At 45.7% G+C, this 17,056-nt stretch carries 17 protein-coding genes; 11 read left to right on the plus strand and 6 right to left on the minus strand.

Annotation, left to right across the window (positions count from 1 at the left end):
• The first annotated feature begins 36 nt into the window (after positions 1 to 36).
• The 5 genes from AAAA78_RS16360 to hmgA all read left to right on the plus strand — a co-directional run bounded on the left by AAAA78_RS16360 (position 37) and on the right by hmgA (position 4,953).
• Positions 37 to 327: a GlsB/YeaQ/YmgE family stress response membrane protein gene (locus tag AAAA78_RS16360; protein ID WP_340593171.1), complete on the plus strand. Its 291-nt coding sequence runs from the start codon at positions 37 to 39 to the stop codon at positions 325 to 327.
• Positions 327 to 2,117, plus strand: coding sequence for an OmpA family protein (locus AAAA78_RS16365; RefSeq protein ID WP_340593172.1), 1,791 nt, complete (start codon positions 327 to 329; stop codon positions 2,115 to 2,117). The genes AAAA78_RS16360 and AAAA78_RS16365 overlap by 1 nt, the downstream gene beginning before the upstream one ends.
• 159 nt (positions 2,118 to 2,276) lie before the next feature.
• Entirely contained in the window at positions 2,277 to 3,233 is a 957-nt protein-coding gene (locus AAAA78_RS16370; RefSeq protein ID WP_340593173.1) for a hypothetical protein, read from the plus strand.
• A 22-nt stretch (positions 3,234 to 3,255) separates the two neighbouring features.
• Positions 3,256 to 3,666, plus strand: a complete 411-nt coding sequence (locus tag AAAA78_RS16375; RefSeq protein ID WP_340593175.1) for a CoA-binding protein — start codon at positions 3,256 to 3,258, stop codon at positions 3,664 to 3,666.
• 6 nt (positions 3,667 to 3,672) lie between these two features.
• Positions 3,673 to 4,953 carry a homogentisate 1,2-dioxygenase gene (gene hmgA / locus AAAA78_RS16380; protein ID WP_340593176.1) on the plus strand — a complete coding sequence of 427 codons (1,281 nt, stop codon included), beginning with the start codon at positions 3,673 to 3,675 and terminating at the stop codon, positions 4,951 to 4,953.
• A 35-nt stretch (positions 4,954 to 4,988) separates the two neighbouring features.
• On the opposite strand, the gene AAAA78_RS16385 is transcribed toward hmgA, so the two are convergent.
• On the minus strand, positions 4,989 to 6,608 hold the full coding sequence (locus AAAA78_RS16385) for a response regulator (protein ID WP_340593177.1): 1,620 nt from the start codon (positions 6,606 to 6,608) through the stop codon (positions 4,989 to 4,991).
• 151 nt (positions 6,609 to 6,759) lie between these two features.
• Between AAAA78_RS16385 and AAAA78_RS16390 the strand changes: the two genes are divergently transcribed.
• From AAAA78_RS16390 to AAAA78_RS16405, 4 genes are all read left to right on the plus strand, one after another.
• A complete protein-coding gene (locus tag AAAA78_RS16390) occupies positions 6,760 to 7,599 on the plus strand; it encodes a YihY/virulence factor BrkB family protein (protein WP_340593178.1) in 840 nt (279 codons plus the stop codon).
• Between the two features lie 85 nt (positions 7,600 to 7,684).
• Positions 7,685 to 8,632 (plus strand): prolyl aminopeptidase, encoded by a 948-nt coding sequence (pip, locus tag AAAA78_RS16395; RefSeq protein ID WP_340593179.1) that lies wholly within the window; start codon positions 7,685 to 7,687, stop codon positions 8,630 to 8,632.
• Between the two features lie 134 nt (positions 8,633 to 8,766).
• Positions 8,767 to 9,597 carry a S1 family peptidase gene (locus tag AAAA78_RS16400; protein WP_340593180.1) on the plus strand — a complete coding sequence of 277 codons (831 nt, stop codon included), beginning with the start codon at positions 8,767 to 8,769 and terminating at the stop codon, positions 9,595 to 9,597.
• Between the two features lie 97 nt (positions 9,598 to 9,694).
• A complete protein-coding gene (locus AAAA78_RS16405) occupies positions 9,695 to 10,537 on the plus strand; it encodes a S1 family peptidase (protein WP_340593181.1) in 843 nt (280 codons plus the stop codon).
• Here AAAA78_RS16405 and AAAA78_RS16410 read toward each other — a convergent pair.
• Genes AAAA78_RS16410 through AAAA78_RS16420 form a run of 3 tightly spaced genes read right to left on the minus strand, consistent with a single transcriptional unit; the run spans position 10,517 to position 13,862 of the window.
• The gene (locus AAAA78_RS16410; RefSeq protein ID WP_340593183.1) at positions 10,517 to 11,284 is read right to left on the minus strand and encodes an alpha/beta fold hydrolase; all 768 of its coding nucleotides are present in this window, start codon (positions 11,282 to 11,284) and stop codon (positions 10,517 to 10,519) included. The two genes, AAAA78_RS16405 and AAAA78_RS16410, sit on opposite strands and share 21 nt — an antisense overlap.
• A complete protein-coding gene (menD, locus tag AAAA78_RS16415; protein WP_340593184.1) occupies positions 11,272 to 12,843 on the minus strand; it encodes a 2-succinyl-5-enolpyruvyl-6-hydroxy-3-cyclohexene-1-carboxylic-acid synthase in 1,572 nt (523 codons plus the stop codon). Before menD ends, AAAA78_RS16410 begins: the two co-directional genes overlap by 13 nt.
• A complete protein-coding gene (locus AAAA78_RS16420) occupies positions 12,840 to 13,862 on the minus strand; it encodes a chorismate-binding protein (RefSeq protein WP_340593185.1) in 1,023 nt (340 codons plus the stop codon). Before AAAA78_RS16420 ends, menD begins: the two co-directional genes overlap by 4 nt.
• A 78-nt stretch (positions 13,863 to 13,940) precedes the next feature.
• Between AAAA78_RS16420 and aroF the strand changes: the two genes are divergently transcribed.
• Positions 13,941 to 14,774 carry a 3-deoxy-7-phosphoheptulonate synthase gene (gene aroF, locus AAAA78_RS16425; RefSeq protein WP_295905227.1) on the plus strand — a complete coding sequence of 278 codons (834 nt, stop codon included), beginning with the start codon at positions 13,941 to 13,943 and terminating at the stop codon, positions 14,772 to 14,774.
• Positions 14,764 to 15,477 carry a bifunctional demethylmenaquinone methyltransferase/2-methoxy-6-polyprenyl-1,4-benzoquinol methylase UbiE gene (gene ubiE / locus AAAA78_RS16430; protein WP_340593187.1) on the plus strand — a complete coding sequence of 238 codons (714 nt, stop codon included), beginning with the start codon at positions 14,764 to 14,766 and terminating at the stop codon, positions 15,475 to 15,477. Before aroF ends, ubiE begins: the two co-directional genes overlap by 11 nt.
• Positions 15,478 to 15,479: 2 nt before the next feature.
• Here the strand turns inward: ubiE and AAAA78_RS16435 are convergent, their stop codons facing one another.
• Positions 15,480 to 15,680, minus strand: coding sequence for a hypothetical protein (locus tag AAAA78_RS16435; protein ID WP_340593188.1), 201 nt, complete (start codon positions 15,678 to 15,680; stop codon positions 15,480 to 15,482).
• 121 nt (positions 15,681 to 15,801) lie between these two features.
• Entirely contained in the window at positions 15,802 to 17,016 is a 1,215-nt protein-coding gene (locus AAAA78_RS16440; RefSeq protein ID WP_340593189.1) for a phospholipase D-like domain-containing protein, read from the minus strand.
• Positions 17,017 to 17,056: the final 40 nt, after the last annotated feature.

Genomic DNA, 17,056 nt, shown 5'->3' on the forward strand with positions numbered 1-17,056 from the left:
ATGAATCACGTTAACCTAAACAAGAGAGGCACAACTATGAATATCAACTCCATTTTGCATCATCCCCTTTTTAATCAAATGGTTCTTTGGACCGTTCTTGGACTTGGAGTGGGCGTCGCCGCAAAGTTGGTCATTCCAGGCAGTGAAGCCATGGGCTGGATTCGCACGATCTTATTGGGTCTAGCTGGATCTTTTCTGGGCAACTTCCTGGCGCCTCGTATGTTTCACTGGCCTACCTACACTGCTTTTAGCTGGCAGGGAATTCTAATCGGCATTGCCGGAGCTGTTATTCTTGTTCTTATCAACCGTGTGGTCACGAGGTCTTAATGAAAATTTTTAGAGCGTTTTTAATTTGTTTTCTTGCCGCCCTCACCATAACTTCACCAGCGCAGGCGAATGTTTTGGGAAACATGCAGACCTTTGCACCCAATCCAGATTCTCTGGTATTTCAGAACATTCATTCGTCCCAAACTTTGGAAAAAAATTATTTCAATATCGGTTTCTTCGCCGCTTACGTGCGAAACGAACTGAGTGTTTATGACAATCTCGTGCAAAAAAACTTTGTCGATTACAAGGATAAGGCTTTTACGTTCGACTTGATTTTCGCTTGGGGCGTGACTCGCAATTTAGAACTCACTTACTCAATGCCAGGATATTTCAGTCAAGAGCCCGACTCGGGCCAAAGCCAGCAGAACTTTATCTCTGAGGGAATCAATGGGCACCGATTGGGATTTAAATACAATATCTCCCAAGAAAAAACTGGCGGCTTCGCTGTCGCTGGTTCTGCGGATCTCACTACTTCCGTCGACAATCCTTACATCGGAAACTCTCCGGCTCCTATTTGGAATATTGAATTCATTTACGACAAAAGAGATCGCGACAGCGGTTATGGATTTAACTTAGGTTATAGAAAGAGAACTCCCGGAGATCCTGCTGCTACAGATTATTTCTTGCCAGTGAGTGATCAGCTGATCGCCTCTGCAGGTTATGTTACGGGGCTTACAAAAAAATGGCGTTTCCATGCTGAGCTTTTTAGTTCCTACGGTCTTAAAAAAGATGATCATCCTGATCAAAAGTACATTAGTTCCCTCGAAGTTCTTCTGGGTGGAAAATACCGTCTGGCGAGAAATCTTTGGGGACATTTTGGAGCAACTGCCGAAGTCATGCCGAAAGGTCTGGCTCCGGATTATCGTGTGTATCTCGGTATCAATCATTTCTTTGGCTTCAGTTCAAAAGAAACGACAACAACGACGGCGGTTGCAAAAACCTCGACCTTGTCAGTTCTTCCTTACGAACTCAACCTCGCCCAAAATGAAAAGCAAAAAATCACTGTCAGTGGCGGCGTCGCTCCTTATCAGTATGAACTCTCTCAAGGTCTAGGTTATTTTGACGAAACGACGATGGAATACGTAGCTTACGATCAAATCGGTGACGATGAAATCATCGTTAAAGATGCCGAAGGTGCTGTTGTCACAGTTCCTGTGCGTGTTCGCGAAAGCAATGCCTCCCCAAGCATTTCAGCAGAATCACTAGAAATCAATCCATCTGAAATCACGGTCTATACAGGTGGTGTTGCTCACATCAAAGCCAAAGGTGGAACTGCTCCCTACACAGCGGATTTAAGCCCTGAGTTTTTTGGAAGTATCTCCAGCCGCACTTTGAAGTACATGGCACCGACACATCCCGGTGACGTGGAAGTTATTGTTAAAGACGAACAAGGACAAAAAGCCAAAGCACTTGTGCATGTCGTGGCAATTCCAAAACCAGCAAAAGCGCTTCTGCTTAAAAACTTAAACTTCATTTTCAATACAAGCAACCTGACGAAAGCTTCTCAAAGAGAGTTGGATAAAAATCTTTCAAGCATGTCTCAGGTCAAAATTAAAAAAATCATCGTTGTCGGTCATACAGACAGCATTGGTTCTGACGAATACAATCAAGAGCTCAGCCAAAACCGCGCAGAAACGGTCGCGCAAATTCTTCGTCGCAAGTTCAATCTGAGCGAAGATCAAGTTGAAGCCGTGGGTTACGGAGAAACTCAACCCATTGCCAGCAACGAAACAGAACAAGGCCGCCTTACGAATCGTCGCGTGGAATTGAAACTCTATTACAATCAGTAAACCTTCCCTCGCGCGCTGACGGAGCGTTCTCTGTCAGCGCAGAGAACGCCTGCTTAGAATCAAATCAGAAAAATTTGCAAAGCCCGTCTTCCCTCGCTAAATCAGTGGAAATCAAACAAGCCTTCGACTAGAAATGGCTTTTTCCAAGCGAGGTTTACGATGTCTGTTTCTCTTCTAAAAAACGTGTCGTTCTTGTTCATCGGTTTAACTTTATCAGCAACTACTTTTGCGCAAAACAAACCGTCTGATCTGGTTGTAAGCAAATTAGAACTCCAAACTTATCTTCAAAACAAAAACATCGTATCTACGGTAGCAAGTCAGTGCTTGAAAAGAACTTGGGACACACACGTCGCTTTTTTTAATAAATATGGAATTTCTAAATACTACGGCGACCGCAATCCTGCGATTGACACCCGCGAAGAACGCTTGGAAGTCATTCGTCGCGCTGGTGCTCCTGCAGAAATCATCAATCAACTTGAGGGCATTAGCTGCATAGGACTGACTCGCAAATGTCTTAAAGAAGGCTTTGAAGCGACTCAAAATCCTGTGCTTAAAAATCTGTGGGAACGCATCGACAGAAACACCATCGCCAATGGCACCTCTGGCGTTGTCCTAATTCAGCATTTGCAAAAATTAGGATGGAAAGTTCTTTACTGGAATCCTCGTCCTGACCTCAATGCACGATGGGATGCCGAAGATCCGTTGATCATGGCTGGCAAACCAGTTAATTGGGATTCAGGCGTGCGCAATGATTTTGGACAATTCATTTATCATCCCGCTTGGGGCATGCACCAAATGCGCTATGACGCCGTCATGAGAAGAGACATGTACTACACCGTTCGCGTTGATGATAAATCTACTTTGGTGGGCTTTGATAAAGTTCTTCCGGAAAGTTTTAAGAAAGTGCCTTTCTTCGTCGGCACGGCACACGCTGGTTATCACGTTTTTCCGGGAGCCTTCTCAAAAGTGATTGAAGCCCACAGCATGCGACGCCTTGATGCGATCGATAATCTGGAAGTGGGAGAATTCAATCCTCTGGCTTCCGGAGGATCGCCGCGTTGGACTCGCAGTGAGAAATATCGTTCAGGAGTTATTGCCATTCCTCCACAAGATTGATTTGATTCAAGAAGGAGCCACTATGAATGTCAAAGACAATGAAATTAAGAGCCTTCTAGAAAAATACAAAAAATTCACCGTCTATGGCCTCAGTGGCGATCCCACAAAAGCCAGCCACTATGTTCCCGTCTACATGCGTGACCACGGCTGGCAAATGGTGGGAACTTATCCAAAAGCCCACGATGTGGGCGGTTTTCAAATCTATAAAACTTTAAAAGAAGTTCCCGCTGAATACCGAAAATTCGTGGATGTGTTTCGCAGTTCCGAACGTATTCCCGAAGTCGTCGATGAAGTTTTAGAAGCCGGTGGGGTTGAAGTTCTTTGGCTGCAATTAGGAATCTCCAACCCCGAGGCGGAGAAACGCGCTGAAGACGCAGGAATCAAGGTCGTTTCCAATCGCTGCTTGATCATCGAACACAAAAAATGGTATTAGCTACCTATGGAAAACAAATATCTCTCTGGCTTTGGAAATCATTTTTCATCTGAAGCGCGCCCCGGTGCGCTTCCTCAAGACCAAAACTCTCCACAAAAGGCGCCTTTGGGCCTTTATCCAGAGCAGCTCAGCGGTTCAGCTTTCACAGCTCCCCGCGCGCAGAATTTGTACACGTGGCTTTATCGCCTGCGTCCGTCCGTCATGCACAAAGCTTTCAAGCCTTTGAAAGAGCTGACACAAAAAACATTCTTTAAACCGCAACACACAAATCCTAATCAAATGCGCTGGAATGCTCTTCCTGAAACCAACGGGCATTTCCTTGAGGGTATTCGCACTGTTTGCGGCAATGGCTCTAGCCACGAACAAAAAGGCATCCACGTTCATCTTTATTCCTTCAACAAAGGAATGGAAAACCGTTACATGATGAATGCCGATGGCGATTTTGTGATCGTTCCACAAACGGGTTCTCTGCAAGTGAAAACAGAATTGGGCTTCATCGAAGCCGAACCCGGAGAAATCGTTCTTGTTCCGCGCGGAATGAAATTCCAAGTCAATCCTTTGAACAGCCCTCGCTGCACAGGATACATCGGCGAAAACTTCGGTCATCCGTTTCACCTTCCAGAACTTGGACCGATTGGTGCCAATGGCTTAGCTCATCGTCGCCACTTCCTAACTCCGGTCGCAGCCTTCGAAGATAAAGAAGGCGCTTTCGAACTTATTGGAAAATTCAACGGCGAACTTTGGAGTGCTGAAATGAATCACGCTCCACTAGACGTCGTCGCTTGGCATGGGAACTACTGCCCATTCAAGTACGATCTTCGCAAATTCAACACAATCAACACCGTGAGCTTCGACCATCCAGATCCTTCTATCTTTACGGTTCTGACTTCAGCTAGCGACACACCAGGAACGGCGAACGTGGACTTTGTGATCTTCCCCCCTCGTTGGATGGTCGCTGAACACACATTCCGTCCTCCATATTTCCATCGCAATATCATGAGCGAGTACATGGGCCTTATCTACGGCGAATACGATGCAAAGACAGCCGGTGGATTTATGCCAGGTGGAGGAAGTCTTCACAACTTCTTCTCGGCTCACGGACCCGATGCCGAAACATTTGAAAAAGCGAGCAAAGCAGATTTGCAGCCAAACAAAATCCAAAATACCATGGCATTCATGTTTGAATCACGTGTGCCGTACATGGTGACAGACTTTGCTTTGCAAAAAGGATTTATCCAAGAGGATTATCAAGACTACTGGCAAAGTTTTAAAAAGAATTTTAAATAGTAAAAAGCCTGGTAAGAAACCAGGCTTTTTTGTTTTTACAAGGTCGAAGTCACATCATAGCTTTGATTCTGCGATGTCAACCATTCATGCAAAATACGGATCAATTCATTTCGACGAGTTGGTTTTGTTAAAACGCCATCGAATCCCGCACTCAAACATTTTCTCGTCTCTTCACTCATTGCATGAGCCGTCAGCGCAATGATCGGCGCTTTAAAGTCACGCATACGAATGCGGTGAACAGCTTCGTAGCCATCCATCACCGGCATTTGAATATCCATAAGAATTAAATCCGGCTGTGAAGTTTGCAAAAGGTCCAAAGCTTCCTGCCCGCTTCCCGCTTGCAAAAGCGTGATATTTTGCGAGCGCAAATATCGGTCAATCAACAGACGATTGTCGCTCACGTCATCAACGATTAAAATTGTTTTCCCTGCAATGGAAGATGCCTGTGCAGAAGAATCTTTCCCGCTCACCGTTGAAAGAGTCTGCTGCACATAAGGACTTAATTCTAACAACAAAGAAATTTCAAAAACAGAACCGACACCGACTTGCGAAGAAACAAGCTGTAAATCTCCACCCATCAAACGCGCAAGCTGCCTTGAAATCACAAGGCCCAAACCTGTTCCGCCAAAACGTCGTGCTGTTGAGACATCGGCCTGACTGAATGGCTGAAACAGTCTTTGGACCTCGGCGTGAGTTAATCCAAGTCCCGTATCCTCAACGGTAAAAATGATCTTACGAAGTCTTCCTGCCTCTGCGGGAGATTTGCATTCCTGATCTTTCACCTGAACGCGGACTTCCCCTTTATCAGTGAATTTCACGGCGTTACCAATCACGTTCAGCAAGATCTGTTTGATGCGCAATGGATCACCCATCATCATCAGATCTTCTTCGGGTATTGATGTCTTTAAAGCGATCCCTTTCTCACTGGCACGAAAGCCCAGAACCGATTGAACGTCGGTTAGCACATCTTTAATAGAAACTTCTTTTCTTTCAAAATCCAGGCGCTGCGCTTCGATTTTCGAAAGATCCAAAAGATCATCGATCAAACGCGATAAAAGTTCCCCGTTTCTGCGAATCGCATCCAAAAAAACTTTACGCTCGTCTTCGTTAACTTTGTCTTGATAAAGAATGTCAGCGAATCCCAGAACAGCTCCCAGCGGAGTTCGAATCTCATGGGAAATATTCGCAAGAAAATGGCTTTTGGCCGTATTTGCCTCTTCAGCTTTTCGTTTGAGCGTTTCTACTTCTTGCACATGGGCTTGAGCTAAGCGACGTTGTTGATCCAACAAAACAAACGTGCGCACTTTGCTGCGAACGATGTGAGGATCTAGAGGTTTAAAAAGAAAATCCACAGCTCCGGTTTCATAGCCTTCAAAAAGCATGGAACGCTCGCGCTGCTCAGAGGTCATTAAGATCATGGGAAGATGTTTTGTTTTTTTAGCAGCACGGATAAGGCGGGCTAATTCAAAGCCGCTCATTCCCGGCATTTGCACATCTAACAAAGCCAAACCGAATTCATGATCCATCAAATGTGCCAACGCCTGCTCACCGTTTCTGGCAGTGATAATTTCGACATCGGCATTTGAAATCAAGTGCGACAGGAACAGAATATTTTCGATGTGATCGTCCACAACCAGCAGCTTGGTTTTTTCCATGCATTTCCCCTACCCATGAAATTATATCCGCTGACGTGCTGTTGGGGACTGCATAACACAGGGATTGTGAATTACCAAAGAAAAATAAACCCGGATCCTTTGTGTTCAATGGCAACTAGGGCCTATCCGCAGTTTATGCTACTTTAAACCCATGAAACTCTCGGCCTCCCTTCGAAGCATTCTTAGTAATGAGTTCCTAGATAAGCTCGACAGAGATAAAATTTGGGATCTCTCAGCGTCCCTTTCTTATTACACCGCACTTTCACTGGCTCCGTTGATGATTCTTTTGATCACCTTTGTTTCTTTTTTAGGAGCTGATTTTAAGAATGAATTGATTCACCAGGTAGAAGGCTTAGTCGGTGCTCAAGCCAGTCAAGCGATCAAAACCATTGCGCTGAGTGCGGATAAAACGCCCGAGGCTCGCGGATTTGCCGGCATCATCGGGGTTATCACTTTGCTTTTTTCAGCAGGAGCGATCTTCAGTCAATTGCGCCGCTCTCTCAATACCATCTTCGAAGTCGACATGGCTCCTGCCGAAGGTGAACCGGGATTTCTTCAATCGTCGATGGACTTTGTAAAGCGGCGAATCTTCAGTATGGGAATGGTGCTGGCTTTCGTTTTTATTTCCTTGGTGTCACTGGTTGTTTCTTCATTTATTTCCATGACCCTTCATGGGCTGGCCGCTGTCGTCGTGCAATCTATCAACCTTTTAGTTTCGCTGATTATTTTTAGCATTCTCTTTGGCGCGATTTACTTTTTCATTCCTCAACGACCGATCCCCGCCGTCGTTGCCATCACGGCTGGACTGATCACGGCGTTTTTATTTTCTATTGGAAAAACATTGATCGGCCTTTATTTGGGCCAAAGTGCTTTAGCCTCTTTGTATGGAGCGGCTGGCTCTTTCATCGTTCTTCTGATGTGGGTGTATTACTCTTCGATCATCATTTTCATCAGTGCTGAAATCGCCAATGAAATTAATAAAACCCATTAGATCTTTATAAGCCGCTCCACACTTTGACAAAGCCACCAAGCTAAGAGAAATTCTGGGACATCACTTCAACCATGAGGAGTATTCCATGCTTGAGCTTTTTCCAGAGATTGAACCCTTCAATAAAGGCATGCTGAAAGTTTCAGATATTCACACTTTATACTGGGAAGAGTGTGGAAATCCGCAGGGAAAACCAGTGGTGTTCTTGCACGGCGGACCAGGTGGTGGAGTTCATCCTGATTATCGTCGTTTTTTTGATCCAAAAACTTATCGCATTGTTCTTTTTGATCAACGCGGTTCTGGACAATCTACTCCGAACGCTGAACTTCGCGAAAATACGACGTGGGATTTGGTGAAAGATATCGAAACCATTCGCGAAATGCTTAAGATCGACAAATGGGTGGTCTTCGGCGGCAGCTGGGGCTCTACTTTGGCTCTGTCTTACGCGATCACTCATCCGGAACGCACCAAAGCGCTTATCTTGCGTGGAATTTTCTTGTGCCGTCCTTCTGAAATTCAATGGTTCTATCAAGAAGGCGCTTCACAAATTTTCCCTGACGTATGGGACGAATATCTCAAACCGATTCCAGAAAACGAACGCCACGATATGGTGGCCGCTTACTACAAACGCCTGACTCACGAAAATTCAGACGTGCGCTTGCAGGCAGCTAAAGCGTGGAGCAAGTGGGAAGCGGCGACTTCTCGTTTGATTGTGGACCCTAAAGCCATCGATGAATTTGATGATCCCGAATATGCTTTGAGCTTTGCGCGCATTGAGTGCCACTACTTCACGAACAACGCTTTCTTTAAAACCAACAATTGGCTTTTGGAAAACGTTGCGAAGATCCGCCACATTCCCGGCGCTATCGTGCAAGGTCGTTACGATGTTGTGTGCCCGGCGCGCTCTGCGTGGGAACTTCACAAGGCGTGGCCTGAAGCAAAATTTACAATCGTTCCTGACTCGGGCCATGCAGCTATGGAGCCTGGAACACGCTCAGCTCTTATTGAAGCTACAGAGAGCTTCAAACATCTGTAAGAATTTCATCCATAAGGGATCTCGCGGTCCCTTATGGAAGCCATAAATATTATCAACTTGTAAAGTGGTTCCAAATTGGGTTTATTAGCTTTCACGCATCACAGAGGGTTGTGGTGTGAATCCGGGGGGATTAAGTGAAACTGAATAAATTGCTTTTGGCGGGGATCGTTTCAAGTCTGGCTCTTACAGCCTGCGCACCTCAAGCTAACAATTCATCAGGCGAAGTTCAGGCGACAGGCGACGGAATCATTGGCGGCACAGAAGTTAAAGCCGGTGATAAAATTCTAGAAAGTATCGTGGCTGTTTATGACTCTTACGAAGGCCAACTTTGCACAGGTTCTCTTCTTCCAAACAACTTAGTTCTCACGGCAGCTCACTGTATCGGGCAATTCGAAGACGCTATGTACGTCATGTTCGATACGGCTTTGGGACCTAAATCAGAGCGTCGCCAAGTTGATAAAATCGAAATTTCTCAATACTGGGAATCTCGTCAAAACGAAAAGAAGGATACTGGCGACATCGCTTTGATCCATTTCACAGGAACAGTTCCTGCCGGTTACAAACCAGCGACTTTCCTTAGCAATAGTAATAAAAAACTTCTTAAAAAAGGTGCTTCTGTCGTTCTTGCTGGATACGGAATCACAAACGGTGTGACGGGAGACGGCGCGGGAACTTTGCGCATGACGACTGTTAAGATCGAAGATCCTCAGTTCAGCACTTCTGAAATCAAGTTGAACCAAACTGAAGGCACAGGCGCTTGCCACGGTGACTCTGGCGGTCCGGCGTACATCGAAATCAAAGGTAAATACTACCTTTGGGGTGTTACAAGCCGCGGAGTTGACGACCTTGCCAATGACTGCACGAAGTACTCTGCTTACACAAGTGCTTTGTACTACAAGACATGGTTGAACAGAATGGCCAACAAACTTTCCACTTCGTTGGTAAGTCCTCAGATTCAAAATTAATCTCGGATAAGAAACCAAAAAGTTTTTTCAAACTGCAAAGGGCTGCTAGGAAAATAGCAGCCCTTTTGTTATTGAATGGACGCTCAATTGGGGAAATATGAAAACGAAGTTGTACGTCAGCTCATTAATCGTTTTAGCTTTGACGGCGTGCGGAGGATCTCAATCCGCGATAGACACGCTGGTGGATTCAGACGCTATCGTAGGTGGAAAGGACACCACGAAAGACAATGTGATTTCAAAATACGTTGTGCTTATCTATGACAATCCAACAAAAACCTACTGCACAGGTCTTCTTATCAAAAAAGACGTGATCCTGACGGCCGCTCACTGCGTGGGAGCCGACTACAAAGGTCTTACCTTGGCATTCGGCCTAAAGCCTCTGTCTGGCGACTATGTCATGCGCTATGCTGCAAAAACATGGGTGCATGATAAATACAAAAAATCCAATTCTGCCGATCGCAATGATCTCGCTTTGATTCTGATTAAGGGCAATGCTCCGGACGGTTATCAAACTTTACTTCTTCCCGACAGCAGCTTTCCTTTAAAGGCTGGTTATACCTTCACAGCCGCAGGCTACGGCCGTGTTTCTGGCAAAAAAGTTCCAAGTACCGACACGCAAGGCTCCGGCTTTCTTCGCAACGTCGATCTTAAAATCGACAGCATGAGTGCCAACGAAAGCCAATTCTACGTGGACCAAAAATCGGGACAAGGTATTTGCAGCGGTGACTCTGGCGGACCGGCTTTGATGCGCTATCAAGGCAAAGACTACGTTGTGGGAATTGCTTCCGCGATTTCATGGACCGTTCCTGACGAAATTCGCGAAGACGAAAAGAAACAGTACATCGACAACAAAGATGTCTGCGCAGAAAAATCCATCTACATGAATGTTAAACAATATCGCACATGGATTGATGACGGCTTAAAGAAGCTGCTGAATTAGTTGACGGATTCTTTCGCCCAAATCTTTGGGGCTATCAAAAAGAACACGATGGGAAGAGGCTGGTACGGTTTCTAAACGAAGCCCCTGTACCTCTTCCTGCAAACGACGAGACATCTCCATAAATTTTTCGTCGCGCTCCCCGACCATCCAAATCACTTTTTGAATATTCTTTTGAATCACCGAACGCATGTTTTTTTGTTGCGCCAAAGACCATTGGGTTAAGGCAAGACTCAAAGTCTCACGAGAATATTCTTTTTCAATACGCAAAGGTTCCGTTTCTCCTCCACCAAAAATAGGCTGCGCATTCCAATTGCGTAAAACCGTTTCCCACGGAGCTTTTAAAAACTCTTCGGCCCAGTAGGAATCATTCATCCAACGTTGACGGCGCTCTTCAGAGATCGGATCAAAACTTTCGTGAGGATCGTTAAAGCCAGGATTTGTGGAAACTAGAATTGTCTTATACCAAAGCGCCGGCCTTTTTTCGAGAGCGTGCAAAGCCAAGCGCCCGCCAAGAGAGTATCCGATAAGGATGTTGCGTTCTCCTGCGCAACCGTGGGCTTCAACAAGTTTTATGAAATTGCCGGCCCACTCTTCAAACGTGTGTTGTGGTCCTAAAGCGGCATCTTTGAAATAATCAGGAGTAAAAATACGAAGACCATCGTGCTGCGGGAGATGTGCTTTCACCACCGCCCAATCCGAAGGTCTTCCTAAAAATCCGTGAAGGAAAAAGAGGTTCACTCTTTCCACAGAGATTCGTACTCCTTCCAGAATTCTTGAGTTTGTTCCCAATTAGGGATGAGCTCGATGATTTGATGATCGTCCAATTGTGTATTCACAGGAATATTATGCCACTTTTGGTAAGACCAATTCCACATCTTTGCCCACGATTCGAAAGAAATCTGGTGTTTGTTTACGAATATCTCTTTTTTGAACATACGAGAGAAGATTTGGCCTCCTCCGTTGTTGATGACGACAATACGAAGTTTACGCGCATCGAGCTGAGAAGTTGCCCAAAGTGACGATAAATCATACAGCGCTGTTAAATCCCCAACAAGGCACCAGTTTTCTGCCTCAGGATGGGCCCATCCCAAGAACGTCGAAAGCTGTCCATCAATGCCGTTGGCTCCGCGATTGGCGGCAACACGCAAAGGAATAGCATCGTGCGAAGAGCACGAATCCCATTCACGAATCGGGAGTGAATTTCCAAGGTAGATCGAGCCGCCTTTCATCTTTTGCGAAAGTGCGTAGATCATACCTTGTTCTGAATCAGGATATTTCATCAAAAGACCGCGCACGGTTTCCGCGCGACTGCTGTCTTCGATGTTCAATTTAATATTTTCACGCTGAGGATTTGAAAACTCCACCTGGCTTAACAAATCCAAAGAGTTCACGTGCTGCACAGGGCGACTGAGTCCTGTGTAGTGATTAAAGCTCACAGAGAACACCGGAATATCTTTGTACTTGTCTTCAAGATCACGCCACACGCGCGTCGTGGGAACTCCACCGATACGCAAGATAGAGTCACAGAGTTGCGATTTTAAAACTCGATGAATCATCTGCTCGCCAGAGCGAATTTCAATGTCTTTGATGTCGGGATGACCGCGCAGACTTGAAATGCCTTCGCAGTAAACCGGAGCTTTGTATTGCTTCAAGAAATCAAGCACGGTGCCGTAAGCTTTCTCTGGCAAAATGCCCACCATCACCAGAGGTTTGTGAGAGTTCAGGAAGTTTTCCATCTCTTTCAAAGTTCCGAGTGGCAACTGCCCTGGAAGTTTTGTTCTTTCGGAGTGACCTGGGAAATCAATCTTAGGAACGGGACCGTCGATGAGCGGCTCTTCAAAACACACATTCACATGGATTGGTTTTTTCCAAGAAAGAGATTTGAAAGACACGTGAGAATTTTCTGCATCAATATCCAGAGCAACTTCGTTGTAGTAAGAAAAGATTCCCACTTGTTCAATCGTCTGCGGAGCCCCTGTGCCGCGATAGTGTTTCGGACGATCTGCTGTCACCATAATCAGTGGCAATGAAGAATAAGTTCCTTCAACAGCCGCAGGCAAAAGCTCTGCGACGGCTGTTCCCGATGTGGTGATGATCGCAACCGGACGACGTGTGCTTGCGATACGGCCTAAAGCAAAAAATGCCGCCGAACGCTCTTCAAAGAAGGAATACACTTTGAGGTCTTTGTTCTCTTCAAGGATATACACTAGCGGACTGTTGCGTGCACCAGCGCAAAGAACAAACTCGCGCACTCCGGTGTACACCAACTCTTGAATGACTTTTCCCGCTAACTCCATATTTGTCATACATCAAGCCCCAAAATCTTTCTTACGGACAGGCGTTTTTGATAAAGCTCTCTCCACTCACGCTCCAATTCACTGGCAGCGACAACGCCGCAGCCGGAACCAATCATAGAAGACGTCTTATTCCACTGCAAATTTCGAATGGCGACAAGACACACAGCCTCCTCTTTACCGATAAAGGCAAAGGGACCGCCAAAACCGCCGCGCCCCTCTTGTCCGGGGAACTCTTTCATCCATTTGTACCCTGCCGAACGAGGTGCTACTCCCAGCGCAGGAGTGGGATGCATTTGCTGAATCAATGAGAAAAACTCAGGCTTTGTTTTGCATTGAATTTCAACATCGGTTTTTAAATGGTACAGCGTCGGGAGCTCCACAATTTTCGGACCTTCGGTCTTCACATCACCCCACGGGTGCAGCACCGACATCAAGTCTTCTAAAACGTAGAGGTGCTCTTGCATTTCTTTTTCATCGCGAAGCAAAGATTCACGACGTGTGGATTCACTCTTGGGACATGTGCCGGCCAAAGCCATCGTTCGCAGATGTCCTTTTGCATAATCAAAAAGAAGTTCTGGAGTGGCTCCTAAAACGCCTTCGCCATTTTGCCATAAACCATAGACGTACAAAGTTTTCGGCGTTTCCAAAAGAGTCAAAATCATCTGCGCGCGCTCTTGCGGAGTCACTGTTTGCTCAGAGCGAGCAAAGACCGCCGGAACGGTTTTTTTTATTCTACCTTCTTTGATGAGATCTTGCGTGCGATGTAAGGCTGTTGCGAAATGCTCTTTCAAAGGTTCGTTCCAAGGTGCTTTTCCTACGGGGGCCGCAGCAGGTTTCTGACCTAAGAAGGCCTCACAATTCTTACGCAGCTCCTCTGTAGAAAGGCGATGGATTTTGGCTCCGGCGAGTGCTGGAGAAGAGCCCAAATCGTAGAAATCAGGGAAAAACACTGTAATTTCGTCACGATTTGCGTCGGAAACAGGGTGAAAAGGCCCCTCAATAAGAATCCATTGATCCCTATGGCGCAAGAGGGCCCCTGCCTCCAAAAAGTTTGTAATGCCCGAGAGCGTTATGCTATTCTGCCGTTCCATTTAAGAAGTCGTATTATGGAAATGCCAACTATGCAAACAACTCCCTCAACCCAAATCGTCAATATCGGTGGATATGATATCGGCGGATCTAACTTCACAGTCATGGCTGGGCCTTGCTCTATCGAAAGTTACGAGCAGTTCATGGAAACAGCGAAAGGTGTGAAGGCTTCCGGCGCGCACATTCTTCGTGGCGGTATTTGGAAGATGCGCACTTCTTCAAAAGACTTCCAAGGCTTGGGTAAAAATTCTTTCGACTTCATCAAAGCGGTCTGCAAAGAGACCAACATGAAACTTGTTTCTGAAGTGACAGACGCTCGTCAAATCGAAGAGGTTTACGACATCGTTGAATGCTTCCAAGTCGGTTCTCGCAATATGCATAACTATGCTTTGCTTAAAGAGTTGGGCATGCAAAGAAAACCTGTGTTGTTAAAACGCGGTTTTGCAGCCTTGATCACGGAATGGATTAAAGCGGCGGAGTACGTGACTGTCGGTGGAAATCCGAACGTGATTTTGTGTGAGCGTGGTATTCGTACTTTTGAAACTTCGACTCGCAACACTTTGGATCTTAATGCCGTGGCGTTTGCGAAAAAGAATTCTCACTTACCTGTTATCGTAGATCCTTCTCACGCTGTGGGCATTCGCGCCTTAGTTCCTGATTTGGCTTACGCTGCTGCGGCTGTGGGAGCTGACGGCATCATCGTGGAAGTTCATCCTCGCCCGGCAGAAGCCCTTTCTGACGGCATGCAAGCTCTGACTTTGGATGATTTTAAAAACATGATGACGAAGCTTGATAAGATTCTTACGGCGATCGACAGACCTCTTCATAAGGTGGCTCCTCATGCAAACTAAACATTCTCCAAATCCGGAAATCATCCGCTCGATGTTTTCAAAAGTGGCTGCGAATTACGACAAAGGGAACAACGTTTTGTCGATGGGCATTCACCACTTGTGGAGAAAAAAGTTAGTTAAGTACAGTGGCGCCAAAACCGGCGATAAAGTTTTGGATTGCGCGACAGGCACGGGCGATCTTGCGATTGAATTTAAAAAAACTGTAGGCACAACAGGCGAAGTGGTTGGAACAGACTTCTGCGCAGAAATGCTCATCCCTGCTCCTGGCAAAGCCAAAGAACGCGGTCTTGAGATCAAGTTTGAACAAGCCGATGTCACGCAACTTCAATACGCTGATAAAGGTTTTGATGTTTGCAGTATCTCTTTTGGTATTCGCAACGTCGGTGACCCGGTGAAGGCTTTGCGCGAAATGGGACGTGTGACGAAATCAGGTGGTACTGTGATGGTACTTGAGTTCGGACAAGTGAACGTTCCTGTTTTTGGTGCGCTTTACAATTTCTATTCTCAGAATATCTTGCCTAAAATCGGTGGTCTCGTAACAGGTCAAAAAGAAGCTTACGAATACTTGCAAAAGTCTTCAGCGGCTTTCCCTTGCCGTGACGAGTTCTTGGGCCTTATGAAAGAAAGTGGTGCTTACTCTCACTGTGAGTATGTGTCTCTTACGGGCGGCATCGCTTACATCTATAAAGGCATCGTTAAGTAAAATCATTGCATCGCTAACATGCGACGAAATTCGACGCGAACTCCGACGGGTGGAGCATTTCCTTCTAAGCTAAGAAGTTCTTCGTAGTTGGAGACTTGAGGTTGAGGCGGATGCGGATCAGGAATGTACTTCTTGGTCGGACATCCCCAGAATGCCAATCCAATCATAACAACCAAAAGAACGAAGAGAGAGAGCTTTTTCATGGCTCTATCTTCTCTCTGTAAAGTCCGCACAGGAAGCGGTTTTAACTGAAGTGAGACAACTCACAAAGAGTTATGGATAAAGATCCCTATTCTTTAAATTCTCGCAATAGGGATCTTAGCTTTAGTCCTGAGAACAATTTTTTACGAGCTTCAAAACCTGACGAATTTCGGAAACACTCAGAGCCATCGGCTTGATTGCGCAGGAGACTTTGCTGGAAGTTTTCAAGTAATCGCTGAGAGGCTTTAAGCTTTCGCGATTCATATTCCAAAGATCATTAAACTCTTTGTTGTAAGACGGAAGAACATCATCTGCGGCCTGACCACTGAGTTCTACCAGATTTTCGATATGGCTCTTTTCACTGCTCTCGGACCAATTGAAAGATCCTGAAAGAACTTTGGCATTATCGACGATCATAAATTTATTGTGCATTTGGAAGGCCATGTATTCCGAAACCTCCAAATTGTAGAACTTCACTCGCAATTGCAGGTTGCGATTGCTTAACAGGTATTGCGCTCTTTTTCCAATGTCCATGAAGTCGTCTTGGCTAATCACAAGATAGATTTTCACACCACGGTTGGCCGCCGCTTGCAGGGCCTCAAGCACTGGTTTTAAGCGCACGCGCGTTGTTGCGATTTTGATTTCGCTTCGAGCTTCGTTAATAAGACGGACCACTTGATCGGTAAGACGCGATGGCTCGTTTGATTTTTTATCCAATGTGCGAGGTGAATTAAAGAACACTTCCACATCGCCCTGGTCAAAGAAGCTCACTTCACTTGTTTCGTTATTATCTGAGTGCTGACCAAATTCTTTGGAGTTCATCCATAGACGATTGAACTCTTGCAGATAGCGGCTTGTGATTTCATTTTCTTGAGTAAAGAACAGGATGTTTTCATTGTAGTTACGGTAAGAAGACAGAGACCAGTTCGCACTCCCAGTAATCACTTTGTGATTGCTTAGACCTGCGTCGATAACGGCAAACTTGTGATGAACCTTTACAGATTTTCCTAAATAACGAACGTCAATGCCAAGGCTTTCTAGAGCTGCCATCTTCTTTTCATTTTCTTCTGGCGTCGCGTACCCTTCAAAGATCAAACGGATTTGAAGACTTCCTTCTTGAATACGTTTCTGCACTGAAGGCGATTGGAGAGCTTTAATCACTGGGGACGCCGATGTAGTTTCCATATTGTACATGGCAATATCAACGGTGCTTTGTGCCTCTTCAATCCAAGTAGCGATCTTTTCCAAAGTTGGATCGTGTGGATGAAAAAGGACTTCCACTTTGGCATAGGAATTTAGCGCAAAAAACACGGAACAAAAGAAAAGAATCGTTTTCATAAAGTCTCCTCGACGAGGAACTTCTAGCCGACATTCGGAT

This window comes from Bdellovibrio sp. BCCA (genome assembly GCF_037996825.1).
GTDB lineage: Bacteria > Bdellovibrionota > Bdellovibrionia > Bdellovibrionales > Bdellovibrionaceae > Bdellovibrio.

Excerpts from the sequence above, each read along its gene's own strand:
- menD (WP_340593184.1), bottom strand. The coding sequence starts at position 12,843 with ATGACAAATATGGAGTTAGCGGGAAAAGTCATTCAAGAGTTGGTGTAC.
- AAAA78_RS16390 (WP_340593178.1), top strand. The coding sequence starts at position 6,760 with ATGAAACTCTCGGCCTCCCTTCGAAGCATTCTTAGTAATGAGTTCCTA.
- ubiE (WP_340593187.1), top strand. The coding sequence starts at position 14,764 with ATGCAAACTAAACATTCTCCAAATCCGGAAATCATCCGCTCGATGTTT.
- aroF (WP_295905227.1), top strand. The coding sequence starts at position 13,941 with ATGGAAATGCCAACTATGCAAACAACTCCCTCAACCCAAATCGTCAAT.
- AAAA78_RS16440 (WP_340593189.1), bottom strand. The coding sequence starts at position 17,016 with ATGAAAACGATTCTTTTCTTTTGTTCCGTGTTTTTTGCGCTAAATTCC.
- AAAA78_RS16365 (WP_340593172.1), top strand. The coding sequence starts at position 327 with ATGAAAATTTTTAGAGCGTTTTTAATTTGTTTTCTTGCCGCCCTCACC.
- AAAA78_RS16360 (WP_340593171.1), top strand. The coding sequence starts at position 37 with ATGAATATCAACTCCATTTTGCATCATCCCCTTTTTAATCAAATGGTT.
- hmgA (WP_340593176.1), top strand. The coding sequence starts at position 3,673 with ATGGAAAACAAATATCTCTCTGGCTTTGGAAATCATTTTTCATCTGAA.
- AAAA78_RS16370 (WP_340593173.1), top strand. The coding sequence starts at position 2,277 with ATGTCTGTTTCTCTTCTAAAAAACGTGTCGTTCTTGTTCATCGGTTTA.
- AAAA78_RS16435 (WP_340593188.1), bottom strand. The coding sequence starts at position 15,680 with ATGAAAAAGCTCTCTCTCTTCGTTCTTTTGGTTGTTATGATTGGATTG.
- AAAA78_RS16375 (WP_340593175.1), top strand. The coding sequence starts at position 3,256 with ATGAATGTCAAAGACAATGAAATTAAGAGCCTTCTAGAAAAATACAAA.
- AAAA78_RS16385 (WP_340593177.1), bottom strand. The coding sequence starts at position 6,608 with ATGGAAAAAACCAAGCTGCTGGTTGTGGACGATCACATCGAAAATATT.
- AAAA78_RS16405 (WP_340593181.1), top strand. The coding sequence starts at position 9,695 with ATGAAAACGAAGTTGTACGTCAGCTCATTAATCGTTTTAGCTTTGACG.
- pip (WP_340593179.1), top strand. The coding sequence starts at position 7,685 with ATGCTTGAGCTTTTTCCAGAGATTGAACCCTTCAATAAAGGCATGCTG.